Annotated in this window: 16 protein-coding genes and 1 pseudogene; 13 read left to right on the plus strand and 4 right to left on the minus strand. The window is 73.3% G+C overall.

Annotation, left to right across the window (positions count from 1 at the left end; translation table 11 throughout):
• Positions 1-51: 51 nt before the first annotated feature.
• From ABZV78_RS19335 to ABZV78_RS19370, 8 genes are all read left to right on the plus strand, one after another.
• Positions 52-816, plus strand: coding sequence for an SDR family oxidoreductase (locus ABZV78_RS19335; protein ID WP_355640338.1), 765 nt, complete (start codon positions 52-54; stop codon positions 814-816).
• Complete coding sequence (locus ABZV78_RS19340; RefSeq protein WP_355640340.1) at positions 816-1,598, plus strand: SDR family oxidoreductase; 783 nt, start codon at positions 816-818, stop codon at positions 1,596-1,598. The genes ABZV78_RS19335 and ABZV78_RS19340 overlap by 1 nt, the downstream gene beginning before the upstream one ends.
• The gene (locus ABZV78_RS19345) at positions 1,595-2,578 is read left to right on the plus strand and encodes an NADPH:quinone oxidoreductase family protein (protein ID WP_355640342.1); all 984 of its coding nucleotides are present in this window, start codon (positions 1,595-1,597) and stop codon (positions 2,576-2,578) included. Before ABZV78_RS19340 ends, ABZV78_RS19345 begins: the two co-directional genes overlap by 4 nt.
• 64 nt (positions 2,579-2,642) lie before the next feature.
• A complete protein-coding gene (gene fabG / locus ABZV78_RS19350) occupies positions 2,643-3,398 on the plus strand; it encodes a 3-oxoacyl-ACP reductase FabG (RefSeq protein ID WP_355640343.1) in 756 nt (251 codons plus the stop codon).
• A 15-nt stretch (positions 3,399-3,413) separates the two neighbouring features.
• On the plus strand, positions 3,414-3,866 hold the full coding sequence (locus ABZV78_RS19355; protein ID WP_355640345.1) for a MaoC family dehydratase: 453 nt from the start codon (positions 3,414-3,416) through the stop codon (positions 3,864-3,866).
• A complete protein-coding gene (locus ABZV78_RS19360) occupies positions 3,863-4,891 on the plus strand; it encodes a phosphotransferase family protein (RefSeq protein WP_355640347.1) in 1,029 nt (342 codons plus the stop codon). The genes ABZV78_RS19355 and ABZV78_RS19360 overlap by 4 nt, the downstream gene beginning before the upstream one ends.
• On the plus strand, positions 4,891-6,141 hold the full coding sequence (locus ABZV78_RS19365) for an acyl-CoA dehydrogenase family protein (RefSeq protein WP_355640349.1): 1,251 nt from the start codon (positions 4,891-4,893) through the stop codon (positions 6,139-6,141). The genes ABZV78_RS19360 and ABZV78_RS19365 overlap by 1 nt, the downstream gene beginning before the upstream one ends.
• Positions 6,142-6,151: 10 nt before the next feature.
• The gene (locus ABZV78_RS19370; RefSeq protein WP_355640351.1) at positions 6,152-7,384 is read left to right on the plus strand and encodes a MalY/PatB family protein; all 1,233 of its coding nucleotides are present in this window, start codon (positions 6,152-6,154) and stop codon (positions 7,382-7,384) included.
• A gap of 149 nt (positions 7,385-7,533) precedes the next feature.
• Here the strand turns inward: ABZV78_RS19370 and ABZV78_RS19375 are convergent, their stop codons facing one another.
• On the minus strand, positions 7,534-7,896 hold the full coding sequence (locus ABZV78_RS19375) for an STAS domain-containing protein (protein ID WP_355640353.1): 363 nt from the start codon (positions 7,894-7,896) through the stop codon (positions 7,534-7,536).
• Positions 7,897-8,157: 261 nt separating this feature from the next.
• Here ABZV78_RS19375 and ABZV78_RS19380 point away from each other — a divergent pair, with 261 nt between their 5' ends.
• On the plus strand, positions 8,158-8,910 hold the full coding sequence (locus tag ABZV78_RS19380) for a GAF and ANTAR domain-containing protein (protein WP_355640355.1): 753 nt from the start codon (positions 8,158-8,160) through the stop codon (positions 8,908-8,910).
• 62 nt (positions 8,911-8,972) lie between these two features.
• Here ABZV78_RS19380 and ABZV78_RS19385 read toward each other — a convergent pair whose 3' ends face one another.
• Positions 8,973-9,533 (minus strand): NAD(P)H-dependent oxidoreductase, encoded by a 561-nt coding sequence (locus ABZV78_RS19385; RefSeq protein WP_355640357.1) that lies wholly within the window; start codon positions 9,531-9,533, stop codon positions 8,973-8,975.
• Between the two features lie 137 nt (positions 9,534-9,670).
• On the opposite strand from ABZV78_RS19385, the gene ABZV78_RS19390 reads away from it, so the two are divergent.
• Complete coding sequence (locus ABZV78_RS19390; protein ID WP_355640358.1) at positions 9,671-10,135, plus strand: MarR family winged helix-turn-helix transcriptional regulator; 465 nt, start codon at positions 9,671-9,673, stop codon at positions 10,133-10,135.
• A gap of 71 nt (positions 10,136-10,206) precedes the next feature.
• On the opposite strand, the gene ABZV78_RS19395 is transcribed toward ABZV78_RS19390, so the two are convergent.
• Positions 10,207-11,244 carry an LLM class flavin-dependent oxidoreductase gene (locus ABZV78_RS19395; RefSeq protein WP_355640360.1) on the minus strand — a complete coding sequence of 346 codons (1,038 nt, stop codon included), beginning with the start codon at positions 11,242-11,244 and terminating at the stop codon, positions 10,207-10,209.
• Positions 11,241-11,960, minus strand: coding sequence for an NAD(P)-binding domain-containing protein (locus tag ABZV78_RS19400; RefSeq protein ID WP_355640362.1), 720 nt, complete (start codon positions 11,958-11,960; stop codon positions 11,241-11,243). The genes ABZV78_RS19395 and ABZV78_RS19400 overlap by 4 nt, the downstream gene beginning before the upstream one ends.
• A gap of 89 nt (positions 11,961-12,049) precedes the next feature.
• Here ABZV78_RS19400 and ABZV78_RS19405 point away from each other — a divergent pair, with 89 nt between their 5' ends.
• The 3 genes and pseudogenes from ABZV78_RS19405 to ABZV78_RS19415 all read left to right on the plus strand — a co-directional run.
• Positions 12,050-13,105 (plus strand): LLM class flavin-dependent oxidoreductase, encoded by a 1,056-nt coding sequence (locus ABZV78_RS19405; protein ID WP_355640364.1) that lies wholly within the window; start codon positions 12,050-12,052, stop codon positions 13,103-13,105.
• Positions 13,106-13,317: 212 nt separating this feature from the next.
• Positions 13,318-18,780 (plus strand): carboxyl transferase domain-containing protein, encoded by a 5,463-nt coding sequence (locus ABZV78_RS19410; RefSeq protein WP_355640365.1) that lies wholly within the window; start codon positions 13,318-13,320, stop codon positions 18,778-18,780.
• A 31-nt stretch (positions 18,781-18,811) separates the two neighbouring features.
• Positions 18,812-18,900: pseudogene (locus ABZV78_RS19415) on the plus strand (DNA-binding response regulator); the annotation flags it as partial.

Consider the following 18,900-nt stretch of genomic DNA (forward strand, 5'->3'; position numbering starts at 1 on the left):
TCGCTCGGACACATTCTAAGCAAGCGCTTAGTAACTTCGGAGGGGGTGGCCGTGTCGGAGGCTGCGTCGACCAGGTTCGCCGGCCGTACGGCGATCGTCACCGGTGCCAGCCGCGGCATCGGCCTGGCCATCGCCGAGCGGCTGGTCGCGGAGGGCGCCCGGGTGGTCGTCACGGGACGGAAGCAGGAGGCGCTGGACGAGGCGGTCGCCCGGCTGGGCGCCGGTCGCGCGGTCGGCGTCGCCGGCCACGCCGACGATCCCGACCACCAGGCCGAGGTGGTGACCCGGGCGGTCGACACCTTCGGCAGCGCGGACCTCCTGGTCAACAACACCGGCATCAACCCGGCGTACGGCCCGCTGGTCGAGCTGGACCTGACCGCGGCCCGCAAGGTCTTCGAGGTGAACTGCCTCGCCGCCCTGTCCTGGGTGCAGCAGGTCCACCGGGCCTGGATGGGGAGCCACGGGGGCGCGGTGGTCAACGTGTCCTCGGTGGCCGGCGTCCGGCCGGCCGCCGGCATCGGCTTCTACGGCGCCAGCAAGGCCATGCTCACCCACCTCACCCAGCAGCTCGCCGTCGAGCTGGGACCGGACATCCGGGTGAACGCCGTCGCCCCGGCCGTGGTGAAGACGCGGTTCGCCACCGCCCTCTACGAGGGCCGCGAGGAGCAGGTCGCGGCGGCGTACCCGCTCAGGCGGCTCGGCGTCCCCACGGACGTCGGCAGCGTCGTCGCGTTCCTGCTCTCCGCGGACGCGGCCTGGATCACCGGCCAGCTGCTCGTCGTCGACGGCGGCCTCACCCTGACCGGGGGTGTCTGATGCCGGTGCGGGACCGGGCCGTCGTGGTCACCGGCGCCGGGCACGGCATCGGCCGCGCGCTGGCCACCCGGCTCGCCGCGGAGGGCGCGCGGGTCGTGGTCAACGACCTCGACGCCGAGGCGGCCCTGCGGGTGGCCGAGGCGATCGGCGGCTTCGCGGCTCCCGGCGACGCCGCCTCCGAGCAGGGCGTCGCCGCGCTGGTCGAGACCGCCCGCGGCCACCTGGGCGACATCGACATCTGGTTCGGCAACGCCGGGATCGACCGCGGCCGCGGGCTGGACGCCGGCGAGGCGGAGTGGGCCGCCGGCCATGAGGTGAACGTCATGGCGCACGTGCGGGCCGCCCGACTGCTGGTCCCCGCCTGGGTCGAGCGCGGCGCGGGCCGCTTCGTGGTGACCGCGTCCGCGGCCGGGCTGCTCACGACGCTCGGCAACCCGGCGTACGCGGTCAGCAAGCACGCCTGCGTCGCGTTCGCCGAGTGGCTGTCGGCGACCTACCGGCATCGCGGGGTGGTGGTGCAGGCCATCTGCCCGCAGGGCGTACGGACCCGGATGCTCGATCGCACCGGGCCGCTGCGGGAGCTGATCAGCCGCGACGGGGCGCTCACCCCGGAGGACGTGGCCGAGGCGACGTGGCAGGCCCTGCACGACGACCGGTTCCTGGTCCTGCCGCACCCCCGGGTGGCCGACTACTACCGGCACCGTGCCACCGACACCGACCGCTGGCTGGACGGCATGAACAAGCTCCAGCGACACCTCGAGGAGCAGGGGGGCCTCCGATGAAGGCATGGCGGGTGACCGCGCTCGGCGAGCCCGTCGACGTGCTGCGGCTCGTCGACGTCACCGACCCGGAGCCCGGCCCCGGGCAGCTCGTGGTCCGGGTGCTGGCCTGTCCGGCCAACTTCCCCGACGTGCTGATGTGCCGCGGCGAATACCAGGTCAGGCCCGAACTCCCGTTCACCCCGGGCGTCGAGCTGTGCGGCGAGGTCGTCGCGCTCGGCGCGGGCGTGGCCGGGTTCGCCGTCGGCGACCGGGTGCTCGGCGGCGCCGCGCTGCCGTACGGCGGGTTCGCCGAGTTCGCCCTGCTGGACGCGGCGACCACGTTCCCCGCGCCCGCGGCGCTCGACGATGCCGAGGCGTCCGCCCTCTACATCGGCTACCAGACCGGCTGGTTCGGCCTGCACCGGCGGGCCGGGCTGCGTGCCGGCGAGACGCTGCTGGTGCACGCCGCGGCCGGCGGCGTCGGCAGCGCGGCCGTCCAGCTCGGCAAGGCGGCCGGCGCCCGCGTGATCGGCGTGGTGGGCGGCCCGGAGAAGGCGGCGGTGGCCCGCGCCGTCGGCGCCGACGTGGTGGTGGACCGGCGCGCCGAGGACTTCGTCGAGGTGGTCAGGGCCGAGACCGGTGGCCGGGGCGCCGACGTCGTCTACGACCCGGTGGGCGGGGACACCTACCAGCGCTCGACCAAGTGCGTCGCCTTCGAGGGCCGGATCCTCGTGGTCGGCTTCGCCGGCGGCCGGATCCAGTCCGCCGCGCTGAACCACGCCCTGGTGAAGAACTACTCGATCGTGGGTCTGCACTGGGGCCTCTACCACCGCCACGACCCGGCCGCCGTGGCCGAGTGCCACCGCGCCCTCACCGCGCTGGCCGCCCAGGGCACCGTACGGCCCCTGGTCAGCGAGCGCCTCCCGCTCGACGAGGTGGCCGACGGGGTGCAGCGGCTCGCCGACGGCTCCACCGTCGGCCGGGTGGTGTACGTCCCGTGAGCACCCCACGGCCGCGCCGCGGCGCCGACCTCCCCATCCGTACCCATCGAGGAGTTGACCCGTCATGACCATCACCCGCACGGCCGTCGTCACCGGAGCGGCCCGCGGCATCGGCGCCGGCGTCGCGAGGCGACTGGCCCGCGACGGCTTCGCCGTCGCCGTCGTCGACCTGGACGAGGCGGCGGGCGAACCGGTCGCCGAGGAGATCAGGGCCGCCGGCGGCCGAGCCCTGGCGGTCGGCGCCGACGTCGCCGACGAGCAGGCGGTACGGGCGGCCGTGGACCGGATCGCCGGGGAGCTGGCCGAACCCACGGTCCTGGTCAACAACGCCGGCATCACCCGGGACAACCTGCTGTTCAAGATGACCGCCGACGACTGGGACGCGGTCCTGAACGTGCACCTGCGGGGCTCGTTCCTGATGACCCGCGCCGTGCAGGGCCACATGACCAAGGCCGGTTGGGGGCGGATCGTCAACCTGTCCAGCACCTCGGCGCTGGGCAACCGCGGCCAGGCAAACTACGCGGCCGCGAAGGCCGGGCTGCAGGGCTTCACCAAGACCCTGGCCCTGGAACTCGGGAAGTTCGGAGTCACGGCCAACGCGATCGCCCCGGGGTTCATCGAGACCGAGATGACCGCCGCCACCGCGGCCCGCCTCGGCGTGCCGTTCGAGGAGTTCAAGCGGGCCGCCGCGGCGCAGATCCCGGTCGCCCGCACCGGCACGCCGGAGGACATCGCGCACGCCGTGTCGTTCCTCGTCAGCGAGGGCGCCGGTTTCGTCTCGGGCCAGGTGTTGTACGTCGCCGGCGGGCCGAAGGCCTGAGTGGAGGGAGCGACGATGAAGGTCTTCCAGGGCATCGAGGAGCTCGAGCAGGCGGTCGGCACCCACCTCGGGCACTCCGACTGGCACCGGATCACGCAGCAGCAGATCGACGCCTTCGCTGCGGCCACCGGTGACCACCAGTGGATCCACGTCGACCCGGTGCGGGCGGCCCGCAGCCCGTTCGGCGGCACCATCGCCCACGGCTACCTGACGCTGTCGCTGGTGCCGATGCTGGTCTGGCAGGTGTACCGGGTCGAGGGGGTGAGCATGGGGGTGAACTACGGCGCCAACAAGCTCCGCTTCCCCGCTCCGGTCCCCGTCGACTCCGAGGTGCGGGCCGGCGTGGAGCTGCTGTCGCTGGTGCCCGGCGGCGGTGGCTACCAGCTGACCGCGAAGGTGACCGTCGAGCTGGCCGGCGGCGCGAAGCCGGCCTGCGTCGTCGAGACCGTCAGCGTCCTGGTCCCGTGACCGCCCCGGCGCCGCAGGACCCGCCCGGTCTCGACCTGGCCCGGCTCGCCGACTGGTTCGCCGCCTCGGTGCCCGGGGCGGCCGGGCTGTCGACCGCCCGGCTGATCGCCGGCGGGAAGTCCAACCTCACGTACGAGGTCGGTGACGGGCGGGCGACCTGGATCGTGCGGCGGCCGCCGCTGGGGCACGTGCTGTCGACCGCGCACGACATGGCCCGGGAGTACCGGGTCATGTCGGCGTTGCGCGCCACCGACGTGCCGGTGCCGGCGACCTACGCGCTCTGCCCGGACGCCGACGTGCTGGGCGCGCCGTTCTACGTCATGGAGCGGGTCGCCGGCACGGCGTACCGGCACGCGGCCGAGCTGGCGCCGCTCGGCCCGGACCGTACCCGGGTCATCTCGACCAGGCTGGTCGACACCCTGGCCGCCCTGCACGCGGTCGATCCGGCGGCCGTGGGGTTGGCCGACTTCGGCCGGCCCGCGGGATTCCTGGCCCGGCAGGTGCGGCGGTGGCGCAAGCAGCTCGACGCGTCGTACTGCCGGGACCTGCCGGCCGCCGACGAGTTGTACGCCCGCCTGGTGGCCGACGTGCCGACGGATTCGGCGCCGGGCATCGTGCACGGCGACTACCGCCTCGACAACGTGCTCGTCGACGAGCGCGACCGCCTGGCCGCGGTCATCGACTGGGAGATGGCCACCCTCGGCGACCCGCTCACCGACCTGGCCCTGCTGGTGCTCTACCAACGTCTCGGCCGGCTCGTCGGGACCGCGGTGGCCGAGGCGTCCTCCGCGCCCGGCTTCCTGACCGAGGACGAGATCCTCGACCGGTACGCGACCGCCCGCGGCCGCGCCCTCCCGCCACTCGGTTTCCATCTCGGCCTGGCGGCCTTCAAGCTGGCCGTGATCCTCGAGGGCATCCACGTCCGCCACCTGCGCGGCCAGACCGTCGGCGCCGGCTTCGAGCAGCTCGGCGAGGTCACCGAACTGCTGCTCGACGCCGGCCTGACCTACCTGAAGGAGCACTGATGGACTTCACCCTGGACCCGCGGACCGAGGGGCTGCGCGACAACCTCCTGGACTTCATGGACAGTCAGGTCCACCCGGCCGAGCAGGTCTTCCGCGAGCAGCTCGGGCAGCTCGACGACCGCTGGGCCTGGGACTCGGCGCCGGTGCTCGCGGAGTTGCGCACCGCGGCGCGGAAGCGGGGGCTGTGGAACCTCTTCCTGCCGGGTGAGCACGGCGCCGGCCTGACCAACCTGCAGTACGCCCCGCTCGCGGAGATCACCGGACGGAGCCACCTGGCGCCGGCCGCGCTGAACTGCGCCGCGCCGGACACCGGCAACATGGAGGTGCTGGCGATGTTCGGCACCCGTGAGCAGCGGAAGCAGTGGCTGGAACCGCTGCTGGACGGTGCGATCCGGTCGTCGTTCGCCATGACGGAGCCCGACGTGGCCTCCTCGGACGCCACGAACATCGCCACCCGCATCGAGCGGGACGGTGACCACTACGTGGTCAACGGCCGGAAATGGTGGATCACCGGCGCGATGAACCCGAACGCGCGGATCTTCATCGTGATGGGCAAGACCGATCCGAGCGCCGAGCGGCACCGCCAGCAGTCCATGCTGCTGGTCCCGCGGGACACGCCGGGTCTGGAGATCAGGCGTGGCATGGAGGTGTTCGGGTACGACGACCACGACCACGGCGGGCACGCCGAGCTGGAGTTCCACGACGTACGCGTGCCGGTCGAGAACCTGATCGGCGCCGAGGGCGACGGCTTCGCCATCGCCCAGGCCCGGCTCGGCCCCGGCCGCATCCACCACTGCATGCGCTCGATCGGGCTCGCCGAGCGGGCCGTCGAGCTGATGTGCGCCCGTGCCGAGCAGCGCGTCGCGTTCGGGCGGCCGCTGGCCGAGCAGGGCGTGATCCGGGAGTGGATCGCCGAGTCGCGGGTGCGCATCGAGCAGCTGCGGCTGCTGGTGCTCAAGACGGCCTGGCTCATGGACACCGTCGGCAACAAGGGCGCGCACACCGAGATCCAGGCCATCAAGATCGCCACCCCGGCGACCGTCCAGTGGATCCTGGACAAGGCGATCCAGGTGCACGGCGCTGCCGGGCTGTCCCAGGACTTCCCGCTGGCCAGGGCCTACGCCGGCATCCGCACGCTGCGCTTCGCCGACGGACCCGACGAGGTGCACCGCAACGCCCTGGCCCGGCACGAGCTGCGGCGCCAGGCTGCCGCCAGGCAGCGGAACGGCGCCGGGGGGCGGACGGCCTAGGGTGGTGGGCATGGCCGCCCCCGCCCCCTCCGTCGACGGGAATCCGCTCACCGTGCTCGCGCTGGACGACCTCCGGCGGCGCAGCAGCGTGAAGTGGCGGATGCACCCGCCGGACGTGCTCCCCCTCTGGGTCGCCGAGCAGGACGTACCCCTGGCCGGGCCGGTGGCCGACGCGCTGCGCCGCGCCGTCGACCTCGGCGACACCGGTTACGCGCACGGGACGGCGTACGCCGAGGCGCTCGGCGAGTTCGCCGCCGACCGCTGGGGCTGGCACGACTACCGCGTCGCACACACCACCGTGGTTCCCGACGTGATGATGGGCATCGTCGAGGTGCTCCGGCTGGTGACCGGTCCCGGTGACGCGGTGGTCGTCTGCTCCCCCGTCTACCCGCCCTTCTACGCCTTCGTCGGCCACGCCGACCGGCAGGTGATCGAGGCCCCGCTGGGGCCCGACCTGCGGCTGGACCTCGCCGCTCTCGACGAGGCGTTCGGCCGGGCCCGGGCCCTCGGTCGCCGGCCCGCGTTCCTGCTGTGCAACCCGCACAACCCGACCGGCGTGGTGCACCGCCGGGGCGAGCTCGAGGCCGTCGCCGACCTGGCCGCCCGGCACGGCGTGCGGGTGGTCTCCGACGAGATCCACGCCCCGCTGGCGCTTCCCGGCGCGCATGTCACCCCGTACCTCACGGTGGCCGGCGCGGAGGACGCGTTCGCCCTGACCTCGGCTTCCAAGGCGTGGAACCTGGCCGGTCTCAAGGCGGCGCTCGCGGTAGCCGGGCCGCGGGCCGCCGCCGACCTGCGCCGCATGCCGGAGGAGGTCAGCCACGGACCCAGCCACCTGGGCGTCATCGCGCACACCGCCGCCTTCCGCGCGGGCGGGCCGTGGCTCGACGGCCTCCTCGACGGCCTCGACGCCAACCGCACCCTGCTGGAGACCCTGCTGGCGAAGCACCTCCCGGCCGTCACCTACCACCGCCCCGAGGGCACCTACCTCGCCTGGCTGGACTGCACCGCGCTGGGCATCGCCACCGAGCAGCCGGCCGGCGAGCCCGGCGTGGCCAGCGACCTCGCCGGGCCGGCGAGGATGTTCCTCGACCGGGCGCGGGTCGCGCTCAGCTCCGGGCACGTCTTCGGCACCGGCGGCGCCGGCTTCGTACGGCTCAACTTCGCCACCTCGCCCGCGATCCTCACCGAGGCCGTCACCCGGATGGGCCGGGCCGTCGATGCGCTCGCGCCGGCGGGCTGAGCCCCTCCGGTCCCGGCGGGACGGTGGCTCGAATCACGGACGGTCCGCCGTTTCGGGTTGATCCACTCCGGGTACCTTCCCGCCCGTCGGCCGGCCGGGTCCTGAGGTGACCGCCGCCGTCCGCGACAGACGTGGAGGGAAAGGCAGGGTCACTCGGTGGTGAATTCGTCCCTGAGGCCGACGATGTCGAGGACCGCGACGGTGATCCGGGAGGGCCTGCGCACCACCAGGGTGCAGCCGCCTGAGCCGGCTCGCCGGCGAACCGTGAGCAGCGCGTTGACGCCGGCGGCGCAGAAGAAGGTCACTCCGCTCAGGTCGAGCACCAGCACCGGGGGCGGTTGGCCGGACATCAGCCTGTCCACGAGGTCGACGAGCGGGTGGGCGGTGGCCATGTCGAGTGGGCCACCGACCTCCACGACGACCGCCGGACCCTCCCGGGCGAGCGCCAGGGACAGGATGGGCGGGTCGGTGTCTTCCGGCACCGCCGGCTGCCGAGCGTGTTGGACGGACATGAGGTGCTCCTCCCGGTGAGGATCTCCGGACCGGGTTGATGCCCGGGCTCACCGTCGGCGGCCCGGCACTGGTCCTGGGCTCATGTCCGAACCCACCTCGACCCTAGCCGCGTCCCGCCCGATTGGCACCCCGCTGAGCGGGGAAACTGTTGCTACTCAGCAAGGAAAGCACTGGTCGCCGCTCCCCCGCGGGCCGGCCAGAGCAGTGGCGTCACCTTCGGTGGAACCGAACGGGCACATGGATTACAGGAGGTAGCGGTGGTGTCCGATGCTGCTGACCCGCATCTGGCCTCGGCCTACGGCCGGCTGTTGACCCTGCTCGCGGAGTCGCCCCACGTCGACGTGTTCCTGGACCAGATCGTCCGGGTCGCGGCCGAGGTCGTCACCCCGGCCGTGGCCTGCGGGCTGACGGTCCGCCGGGACGGCGGCGCCTTCACCGTCGCCAGCAGCGACGAACTCGCCGCGCAGGGCGACGAGATCCAGTACGGAGCCGACGAGGGCCCCTGCCTCGAGGCCCTGCGCCAGGGGCAGGTCGTCGAGGTGTCCGACCTGCGCGACGACCGACGCTGGCCCCGCTACCGGGAGCACGCGCTCCGGCTCGGCATCGTCAGCTCGCTGTCGCTGCCGATGACGGTCGACCGCGAGACCGTGGGCGCGTTGAACCTCTACGCCACCCACCCGAGCGCCTTCACCGACACGGCACGCCGGCAGGCCCTGGCGTTCACCGACCAGGGGTCGGCGGCGCTGGGCGTCATCCTCCGCCAGGCCGACCAGACCCTCCTGCACCGGCAACTCGCCGACGCCATGGCCTCCCGCAGCGTCATCGACCAGGCCCTCGGGGTGGTCATGGGCCAGCAGCGGTGCACCGCCGCGGAGGCCTTCACCCTGCTCCGGCAGGCGTCGCAGAACCGCAACCGCAAGCTGCGCGACGTGGCCGCGGAGATCATCACCCAGGTCACCGGCGAGTCCCCGCAGCCGGCGCCTGGATTCGTGCCGCCCCGCCAGCAGTCCTGAGGGACGTACGGAAACGGCCGCGGAGGATTCCGCGGCCGCCTCCGGTGGTGTGGAGCAGGTGTTCAGCGGTTGCGCAGCGGGGCGAGCGCGGTGCTCCAGGCCACGACCTGGTCGAGGGTCGTGTTGAGCGCGTCCTGCTGGAACTGGCTGGGCTTGAAGACGCTGAAGTTCTCGAAGTCGGTGAAGAGCGACAGCGCCACCTGGGACCGGACGTCGGCCATCTGCAGCTCGCCGGCGATCAGCCGCAGGTGCTCCACGGCCCGGGTGCCGCCGGCGGAGCCGTAGCTGACGAAACCGACGGCCTTGTTGTTCCATTCGGCGTAGAGGAAGTCGATGGCGTTCTTCAGGGCGCCCGAGGTGGAGTGGTTGTACTCCGGGGTGACCATCACGAACCCGTCGAACGACGCGATGGTGCTGGCCCAGCGCAGCGTGTGCGGCTGGGTGTACTGGCCCATCGACGGCGGGTACGCCTCGTCCAGGTGCGGCAGCTGGTAGTCGAGCAGGTCGACGAGCTCGAACTGCGCGTCGCCGCGCTGCTTGGCGACGTCGAACACCCAGCGGGCGACCGACTCGCCGTTCCGGCCCGGGCGGGTGCTGCCGAGGATGATTCCGATCCTGGTCATGTCGTGAGCGCCTTTCAAGTCCTTGCTTGGTCAAGTACAAGCTAGCCAGTTGTTGCTTCGTCAAGCAACAGCTTGGGGTGTGGTTGCGGTCACGGCGGCGACCTGTCGTTGCTCGATCAAGCAAGTAGGATGGAGGCATGTCCGCCGCCGCACCGAAGTCGCCGCGCCCCCTCAACGCCGAGGAGGAAGCGCTGGTCCGCTCGCTGGGCCGGCTCATGCACGTGCTGCCCCGCACCATCGACGCCGACATGGTGGGTGACCGCCAACTGCCCCTCACCGAGTACACGGCGCTGATGCACCTCTCCGAGGCGCCGGGCCGGCGGATGCGGATGAGCGAGCTGGCGGCGGCGTCCCAGCTCTCCCTGAGCGGGATGACCCGCACCATCGGCCGGCTGGAGACGCAGGGCCTGGTCGAGCGGACCAGGTGCGCGGAGGACGCGCGCGGGTGGAACGCCGTCCTCACCGACGCCGGGCTCGCCCGGCTCCAGGAGTCCTGGCCGAGCCACCTGGCCAGCGTGCGGCGACGGTTCCTCGACCACTTCGAGGGCATCGACCTCGTCCAGCTGGCCCGCGCGTTCCAGCGCGTCGGAACGGCCGACTGAGCCACGGCGGCGGGACCCGTCGGTCGATTCGGCCGTCCGCGCGGCGCGGACGGCCGAACCCAGGGCCGGAGTCAGCCCAGCAGCTCCCGGACGCGCGGGACGACCTGGGTGCCGTAGAGCTCGATGCCGGTCATCAGGGCTCCGTGCGACAGGCCGCCCATGCCGTACTTCATCTCGAAGCGGTTCGCACCGAGCACGGTGAGGTTCGCGGCGATCTTCCGGGCGACGGTCTCGGGCGACCCGACGTAGAGCGCCCCGTCCGGCCCGACCTCGTGCAGGAAGGACTCCCGGGTCGGCACGGCGAACCCGCGGGTGCGGGCGACCCGGCGGATGACCTCCCGGTAGCGGGGGAAGAACTCCTCCCGGGCCTGCTCGTCGGTGGCGGCCACGTGCCCGGGCGAGTGCACGCCGATCGGCAGGGGATCCTTGCCGAGCTGCGTGAGCGCCTGGTGGAAGAGGCGGGAGAAGGGCGCGAAGCGGGCCGGCGACCCGCCGATGATCGCGAGCATCAGGGCGTAGTCGTACCGGGCGGCGCGGATCACCGACTGCGGGTTGCCGCCCACGCCGATCCAGGCCGGGAACGGACCCGACTCGGTGTGCGGCACGACATCCTGCTCGTGCAGCGACGCGCGCATGGTGCCCTTCCAGGTGACCGGCCCGCCCTTGCGCAGCTCGGCGAAGAGCTGCGCCTTCTCCTCGAAGAGCTGCTCGTAGTCGGCAAGGTCGTAGCCGAACAGCGGGAAGGAGTCGATGCTGGAGCCGCGGCCGAGGATCACCTCCGCCCGGCCGCCGGAGACCGCGTCGAGGGTGGAGTAACGCTGGAAGACGCGTACCGGGTCGTCGGAGCTGAGCACCGTGACGGCCGAGCCGAGGCGGATCCGGGTGGTGCGGGCGGCGATCGCGCCGAGCACCACGTCGGCGGCGGAGAGCGGGAAGTCGTCGGTGTGGTGCTCACCGATGCCGAAGAAGTCCACGCCGACCTGATCGGCGAGGACACCCTGCTCGACGATGTCGCGGATCGTCCGGGCGTGGGAGACCGGCTGGTCGTCGGCGTCGTGGGTGACGTCGCCGAAGGTGTCCAGGCCGAGCACGAGCGGAAAGGTGGTCACGATGAGCCTCTGTCTCTGTGGTGGGTGCGGACGGCCAGCGCCCGCGTGAACTCCTCCCGGCCCAGCGACGCGCCGAACACCGGGCCGCCGGGTTGGAGCAGGCGCCCGGCGCGCAGGCCGTCGAGCCGGACGGCGTCGTAGCCGATGCGTTCGATCAGGTCCGCCACGGTGCGCACCGCGGCGGCGTCGTCGCCGGCGACGCCGAGCGCGCGCCGGTCCGGCGCGCCCGCCGGACGGCGGTCGTCCTCCAGCTCGTGGTAGCCGATGTGGTTCAACGTCTTCACCACCGTCGACCCGGCCAGCCGGCGTTGGACGATCTCGCTGCTGCCGTAGCGGGGGTCGTCGAACATCTCCTGGACGCCGTCGACCGGCGGCCAGTAGTTCATGGTGTCCACCACGATCTTGCCGGCGAGCAGGGCGGGTTCGAGGTCCCGGAACCGGTGCAGCGGTACGGCCAGCACGACGATCCCGGCGTCCGCGACGGCGTCGGCCGCCCAGCGCGCCTCGGCGCCGGGGGCCAGCACGTCGGTGATCAGGGCGATGTTCGCGGGGTCGCCGGAGGCCGCGATCGTCACCGGGTAGCCGGCGGCCATCGCCACCCGGGCGATCACCGGCCCCGTGTGCCCGGCGCCGAGCACGGCCATCCGCGGCCGGGACGAGAGGGTCGTCGTCGCGGCCGGAGCCACGCCCGCCGCGGCGAGATCGTCGTCACCCATGGCTGCCACCTCATTTCCTTGACCGGTCAAGCATATCTCCTATGCTTGACCGATCAAGGATTGCCTCGCTCACACTCCCAGGGGACGTGATGACGGTGGAGACGCGCGGTGGACACCCGGTGGTCATCGGGGTCGACAGCTTCGGCGAGATGACGCTGGGCGCGGACGGCCGGCTGCTGAGCCAGCCGCAGAACATCCGCGAACTGGTCGCGGAGGGGGTGCTCGCCGAGGAGTCCGGGCTCGACTTCTTCGGGCTGGGCGAGCACCACATCGAGGAGATGCCGCTGTCCGCTCCCGACCTGGTGCTGGCGGCGATCGCCGCGCGCACCTCGCGGATCCGGCTGGGGTCCGCGGTGACGGTGCTGAGCTCGGACGACCCGGTCCGCGTCTTCCAGCGGAACGCCACCCTGGACGCGCTCTCCGCCGGCCGGGCCGAGGTGATCCTCGGCCGGGGCTCCAGCACCGAGTCGTTCCCGTTGTTCGGGTTCGACCTGGCCGACTACGACCGGCTGTTCGAGGAGAAGCTGGAGCTGTTCGCGCGGCTGCGCGCGGAGGAATCGGTCACCTGGTCCGGGACCACCCGGCCCGCCCTGCCGGGGCTGCCGGTCTACCCCCGTACCGCCGGCGGGGCGCTGCCGACGTGGGTGGGCGTCGGCGGCAACCCGGCCTCCGTGGTGCGGGCCGCGCGGCACGGGTTCGGCCTGATGCTCGCGATCATCGGCGGCAACCCGGCGCGCTTCGCCCGGCTCTCCACCCTCTACCGGGCGGCCACCGACCAGGCGGGCCACCCGCCCCTGCCGATCGGGGTGCACTCCCCCGGCCACGTCGCGGCCACCGACGAGCGGGCGCGGGAGGAGTACTGGCCCACCTACCGGACCTTCATGCTGGAGGCCCGCCGGCAGCGCGGCTTTCCGGAGATCACCCGCGAGTACTTCGAGCACGAGGTCGAGTACGGCTCGCTCTACGTCGGCTCGCCGGAGACCGTCGCCCGGCGCATGGTCCGGACCATGACCGCGCTCGACGCCACCCGCTTCGACGTCAAGTACGGCATGGGTCCGATGCCGCACGCCGTCCTCATGGAGCACCTGCGCCTGCTCGGCACCGAGGTCGCCCCGCGGGTGCGCGAGCAACTCGCCGCCGGCTGACCGTACCCGCCGGTAGCCGGGCCGGGCCGCGCGGGGAGCCACCCCCGCCCCGAGGAGCGCCAAAAAGTTTTGTTCGGTTCCTACAACTGGCGCCGCTCAGGCTTCGGCGGTTACGACATGGCGCCGCCCGCCGGCAGAGGGAAAGGTGATCACTGCCGGGGGCCGTCGCCTCGCGGCGCGTACATCGTGGGTCCAACGGAGGGGTCGGTCGGGTGTTCAGCCGTATCGCCATCGTCAACCGTGGAGAGGCCGCGATGCGGCTCATCCACGCCGTCCGAGAGCTGGCCGCGGAGACCGGGATCCGGATCGAGACCGTCGCCCTGCACACCGACGTCGACCGCGACGCCACGTTCGTGCGCGAGGCGGACGTCGCCTACGATCTCGGTCCCGCGTCCGCCCGCCCGTACCTCAACCTGGCGACGCTGGAGCGCGCGCTGCTGGAGACCCGGGCGGACGCCGCCTGGGTCGGCTGGGGTTTCGTCGCCGAGGACCCGGCGTTCGCCGAGCTGTGCGAGAAGATCGGCGTCACCTTCGTCGGGCCGAGCCCGGAGGCCATGCGCCAGCTCGGTGACAAGATCGGCGCGAAGCTGATCGCCGAGGAGGTCGGCGTGCCGGTCGCGCCGTGGAGCCGCGGCGCGGTCGAGACCCTGGACGCCGCCCGGGCGGCGGCGGCCGAGATCGGCTACCCGCTGATGCTGAAGGCCACCGCCGGCGGCGGCGGGCGCGGCATCCGCGTGATCACGAACGAGGCCGAGCTCGACGACGCGTACGAGCGCACCAGCCAGGAGGCGGCGCGGGCGTTCGGCAGCGGCGTGGTGTTCCTGGAGCGCCTGGTCACCGGCGCCCGGCACGTCGAGGTCCAGGTGATCGCCGACGGGCAGGGCACCGCATGGGCGCTCGGCGTCCGGGACTGCTCGGTGCAGCGGCGCAACCAGAAGGTGATCGAGGAGTCGGCATCGCCGGTGCTCAGCCCGGAGCAGGCCGCCGAGCTCAAGGCGTCGGCCGAGCGGCTGGCCGTCGCGGTCGGTTACCGCGGCGCGGCGACCGTCGAGTTCCTCTACCACCCCGGCGACCGGCTGTTCGCGTTCCTCGAGGTCAACACCCGCCTCCAGGTGGAGCACCCGATCACCGAGTCCACCACCGGCTTCGACCTGGTCAAGGCGCAGCTGCACGTGGCCGCCGGCGGGCGGCTCGACGGCGCGCCGCCGGTGGAGCGCGGGCACGCCATCGAGGCCCGGTTGAACGCCGAGGACCCCGACCGCGACTTCGCCCCCTCCCCGGGCCGCATCGCCCGGCTGGACCTGCCCGCCGGGCCGGGCATCCGGGTGGACACCGGCGTCAGCGAGGGCGACACCATCCCCGCCGACTTCGACTCGATGATCGCGAAGATCATCGCCTACGGCCGCGACCGCGACGAGGCCCTCGGCCGGCTGCGCCGGGCCATGGCGAACACCACGGTGATCATCGAGGGCGGCGCGACGAACAAGAGCTTCGTGCTCGACCTGCTCGACCAGCCCGAGGTGATCGACGCCAGCGCGGACACCGGCTGGATCGACCGTGTCCGCGCCGAGGGCCGACTCGTCGCGCACCGGCACTCCGCCGTCGCGCTGGCGGCCGCCGCCATCGAGGCGTACGAGGAGGAGGAGCGCGTCGAGCGGCAGCGGCTGCTGTCGACCGCGTTCGGCGGCCGCCCGCAGGTGCAGCACAAGAGCGGCGGGCCGCTGGACCTCAAGCTGCGCGGCGTCGGCTACCGGATGCGGGTGGCGCGGATCGGGGCGCACCGGTTCCGCGTCGGCATCGAGACGGCCGGCGACGTCCACACCGCCGACGTCGAGCTGGACCGCTTCGACCGGCACACCGGGCAGATCGTCGTCAACGGCGCCCGGTACCGCCTGCTCACCGACACGTACGGGCCGATCCACCTGGTCGAGGTGGACGGCGTGACGCACCGGGTCAGCCGCGACGAGGGCGGGGTGCTCCGGTCGCCGATGCCGGCGCTGGTCGTCGCCACGCCGCTGGCGGTCGGCGCCGAGGTCGAGGCGGGCGCCCCGGTGCTGGTGCTGGAGGCCATGAAGATGGAGACGGTGCTGCGGGCGCCGTTCCGGGCGCGGCTGAAGGAGTGCGCCGTCTCCGTGGGCAGCCAGGTGGAGGCCGGCGCGCCGCTGCTGCGGCTGGAGCCGCTCGCCGACGAGGGCGCCGAGGCCGACGACGACCCGGCAGCCGACGCCGTCGAGCTGGACCTGCCCGCCGGGCCGGTGGAGATCCCGGTGCGGCAACGCGCCACGCGGGGCCAGGAGGACCTGCGCGGCCTGCTGCTGGGCTTCGACGTCGACCCGCACGACGACCGCCGGGTGCTCGACGACTACCTCGCCGCCCGCCGGGAGGCCACCGAGGACGGCCACCGGCCGCTGGCCGAGGAGCTGGACCTGGTCAACGTCTTCGCCGACCTCACCGAGCTGAGCCGCAACCGGCCGACCGGCGAGGACGGCGACGGCCACGTCCCGAGCGCCCGCGAGTACTTCCACACCTACCTGCAGAGCCTCGACATCGAACGGGCCGGGCTGCCGGCCGCGTTCCAGGCCAAGCTCGCCAAGGCGCTCGGTCACTACGGCGTCACCGACCTGGAGCGCTCCCCCGCGCTCGAGGCCGCCGTGTTCCGGATCTTCCTGGCCCAGCAGCGGGCGTCCGCCGACGCGACGGTCGTCGCGACGCTGCTGCGGTCGTGGCTGCGGGAGCCGCCGCCGGACGAGGCGCTGCGGGAGCCCGCCGGCCTCGCGCTGGAGCGGCTGGTGGCCGCGACGCAGGTCCGCTTCCCCGTGGTCGCCGACCTGGCGCGGGGCGTGGTGTTCGCCTGGTTCGCCCAGCCGCTGCTGCGCCGCAACCGCGCCCGCGTCTATGCCGAGGTCCGCAGGCACCTGCGCCACCTGGACGCGCACCCGGACGCTCCGGACCGCGCCGAGCGGGTCGCGGAAATGGTGCGCAGCACCGAGCCGCTGGTCCGGCTGCTCGGCCAGCGGCTCGTGCGCGACCACCTCGACAACGCGGTCATGCTGGAGGTGCTGACCCGGCGGTACTACGGCAACAAGGGGCTCACCGGCGTCCGCACCCACGAGGTGGCGGGCTGCACGTTCGTGGTCGCCGAGCGCGCGGACTCGAGCGTGGTCTCCGCCGCGGTGCGCTTCGACGCGCTCGGCGCCGCCCTGCGCGGGCTCGCGGAGCTGGCCGGCGGCGCGGACGCCATCGACGCCGACATCTACCTCGCCTGGGAGGACCAGCCCGAGGACTTCGACGCCATGGCGGCCGCGCTGCACGAGGTCGTCGCCGCGCACCCGCTGCCGCCGCAGGTCCGCCGGGTCACCACCACCGTGGCGGGCCGGGGCGGCGCGGTGATGCACCACCACTTCACCTTCCGCCCGTCGGACGCCGGGATGACCGAGGAGCGGCTGATCCGCGGCCTGCACCCGTACATCGCGCAGCGGATGCAGCTGGAGCGGCTGCACAAGTTCGACCTGACCCGGCTGCCGTCGTCGGACGAGGAGGTCTACCTCTTCCAGTGCGTGGCCCGGGAGAACCCGTCGGACGAGCGCCTCGTCGCGTTCGCGCAGGTGCGTGACCTGGCCGAGCTGCGCGAGCAGGACGGGCGGCTGGTCGCGCTGCCGACGACCGAGGACACGGTCGCCGCCTGCCTCGACTCGATCCGCCGCGCGCAGTCGCGGCGACCGGCGAAGAAGCGTTTCCAGACCAACCGCATCGTGATCTACGTCTGGCCGCCGAGCGAGCTCACCCGCGAGGAGATGGAGATGATCGCCGGGCGGGTGCGCCCGACGACCGCGGGCGCCGGGCTGGAGGAGATCCTGTTCATCGCCCGGCAGCGCGACCGGCGGACCGGCGAGCTGACCAAGATCGCCGTACGGATCTCCTTCACCGCCACGGGCGGCGCCGAGCTGACCGTCGGCGAGCCGCCGGTCGACGCGGTCGAGCCGCTCGACGACTACCGACTGAAGGTGCTGCGCGCGAGCAGCCGCAACACGGTGTACCCGTACGAGCTGACCGGCCTGCTCGGCGACTTCGTCGAGCACGACCTCGACGACCGGCACGCACTGGTGCCGGTCGACCGGCCCCGGGGGCGCAACACGGCGGCGATCGTGGCGGGTGTGGTCACCACGCCGACGCCGCGGCACCCGCAGGGTGTCACCCGGGTCGTGCTGCTCGGCGACCCCACGAAGTCGCTCGGCGCGCTGTCGGAGCCGGAGTGCCGCCGGGTGATCGCCGCGCTCGGCCTGGCCGAGCGGATGGGGGTGCCGCTGGAGTGGTACGCGCTGTCCGCCGGCGCCCGGATCTCCATGACGTCGGGCACCGAGAACATGGACTGGGTGGCGGCCGCGCTCAAGCGGATCGTCGAGTTCACCCAGGACGGCGGTGAGATCAACATCGTGGTGGCCGGCATCAACGTCGGGGCGCAGCCGTACTGGAACGCCGAGGCGACGATGCTCATGCACACCAAGGGCGTGCTGGTGATGACGCCGGACTCGGCGATGGTGCTCACCGGCAAGCAGTCGCTCGACTTCTCCGGCGGCGTGTCGGCCGAGGACAACTTCGGCATCGGCGGCTACGACCGGGTGATGGGCCCGAACGGGCAGGCGCAGTACTGGGCGCCCGACCTTCCCGCCGCGCGCGACGTGCTGATGGCGCACTACGACCACACGTACGTGGCGCCCGGCGAGTCGGCGCCGCGGCGGGCGACGACGAGCGACCCCGTCGACCGGGACATCTCGGACTTCCCGCACACCGTGGCCGGCAGCGACTTCACCACCGTCGGCGAGATCTTCTCCGCCACGGCCAACCCGGACCGGAAGAAGCCGTTCGACATCCGGACCGTGATGCGGGCGCTCGCCGACCAGGACCACCCGGTGCTGGAACGCTGGGCGGGCATGGCCGACGCGGAGACCGCGGTGGTGCAGGACGTGCACCTCGGCGGCATCCCGGTGTGCCTGCTCGGCATCGAGTCCCGGGCGGTGCCGCGCCGCGGCTTCCCGCCCACCGACGGCCCGGACACCTACACGGCGGGCACCCTGTTCCCGCGCTCGTCGAAGAAGGCCGCCCGCGCGATCAACGCGGCCAGCGGCAACCGGCCGCTGGTGGTGCTGGCGAACCTGTCGGGCTTCGACGGCTCGCCCGAGTCGATGCGCAAGCTGCAACTGGAGTACGGCGCCGAGATCGGCCGGGCCATCGTGAACTTCCGCGGCCCCATCGTGTTCTGCGTGATCTCGCGCTACCACGGCGGTGCGTTCGTGGTGTTCTCGAAGGCGCTGAACCCCGACATGACGGTGCTGGCGCTGGAGGGCTCGTTCGCCTCGGTGCTGGGCGGCGCTCCGGCCGCGGCGGTGGTCTTCTCCGGCGAGGTGAGCGCCCGCACCGCGGCCGACCCGCGGGTGCGGGACCTGGAGGGCCGCGTGGCGGCCGCCGCCGCCGGCGCCGACCGCGCCGCGCTGACGGCCGAGCTGGACGAGCTGCGCTCGTCGGTCCGGGCGGAGAAGCTCGGCGAGGTGGCCACGGAGTTCGACCGGGTGCACAGCATCCAGCGCGCCGTCGAGGTCGGTTCCGTCGACGCGGTCATCCGCGCCGCCGAACTCCGCCCGCGCGTCATCGACGCCATCGAGGCTCACCTGCGCTGACCGAACGGCGCGGTCGGGGCGTGCGCCCCGAATCTGGGGGTACGCGGCACACGCCGGCACCCGGACCGTCGACGTGCACGTGGCGCAGGTGCGGGCGAAGCTCGGTCCGGCCAGCGTGAT

This window comes from Micromonospora sp. NPDC004540 (assembly GCF_040610095.1).
In the GTDB taxonomy this organism is placed as follows: Bacteria; Actinomycetota; Actinomycetes; order Mycobacteriales; family Micromonosporaceae; genus Micromonospora.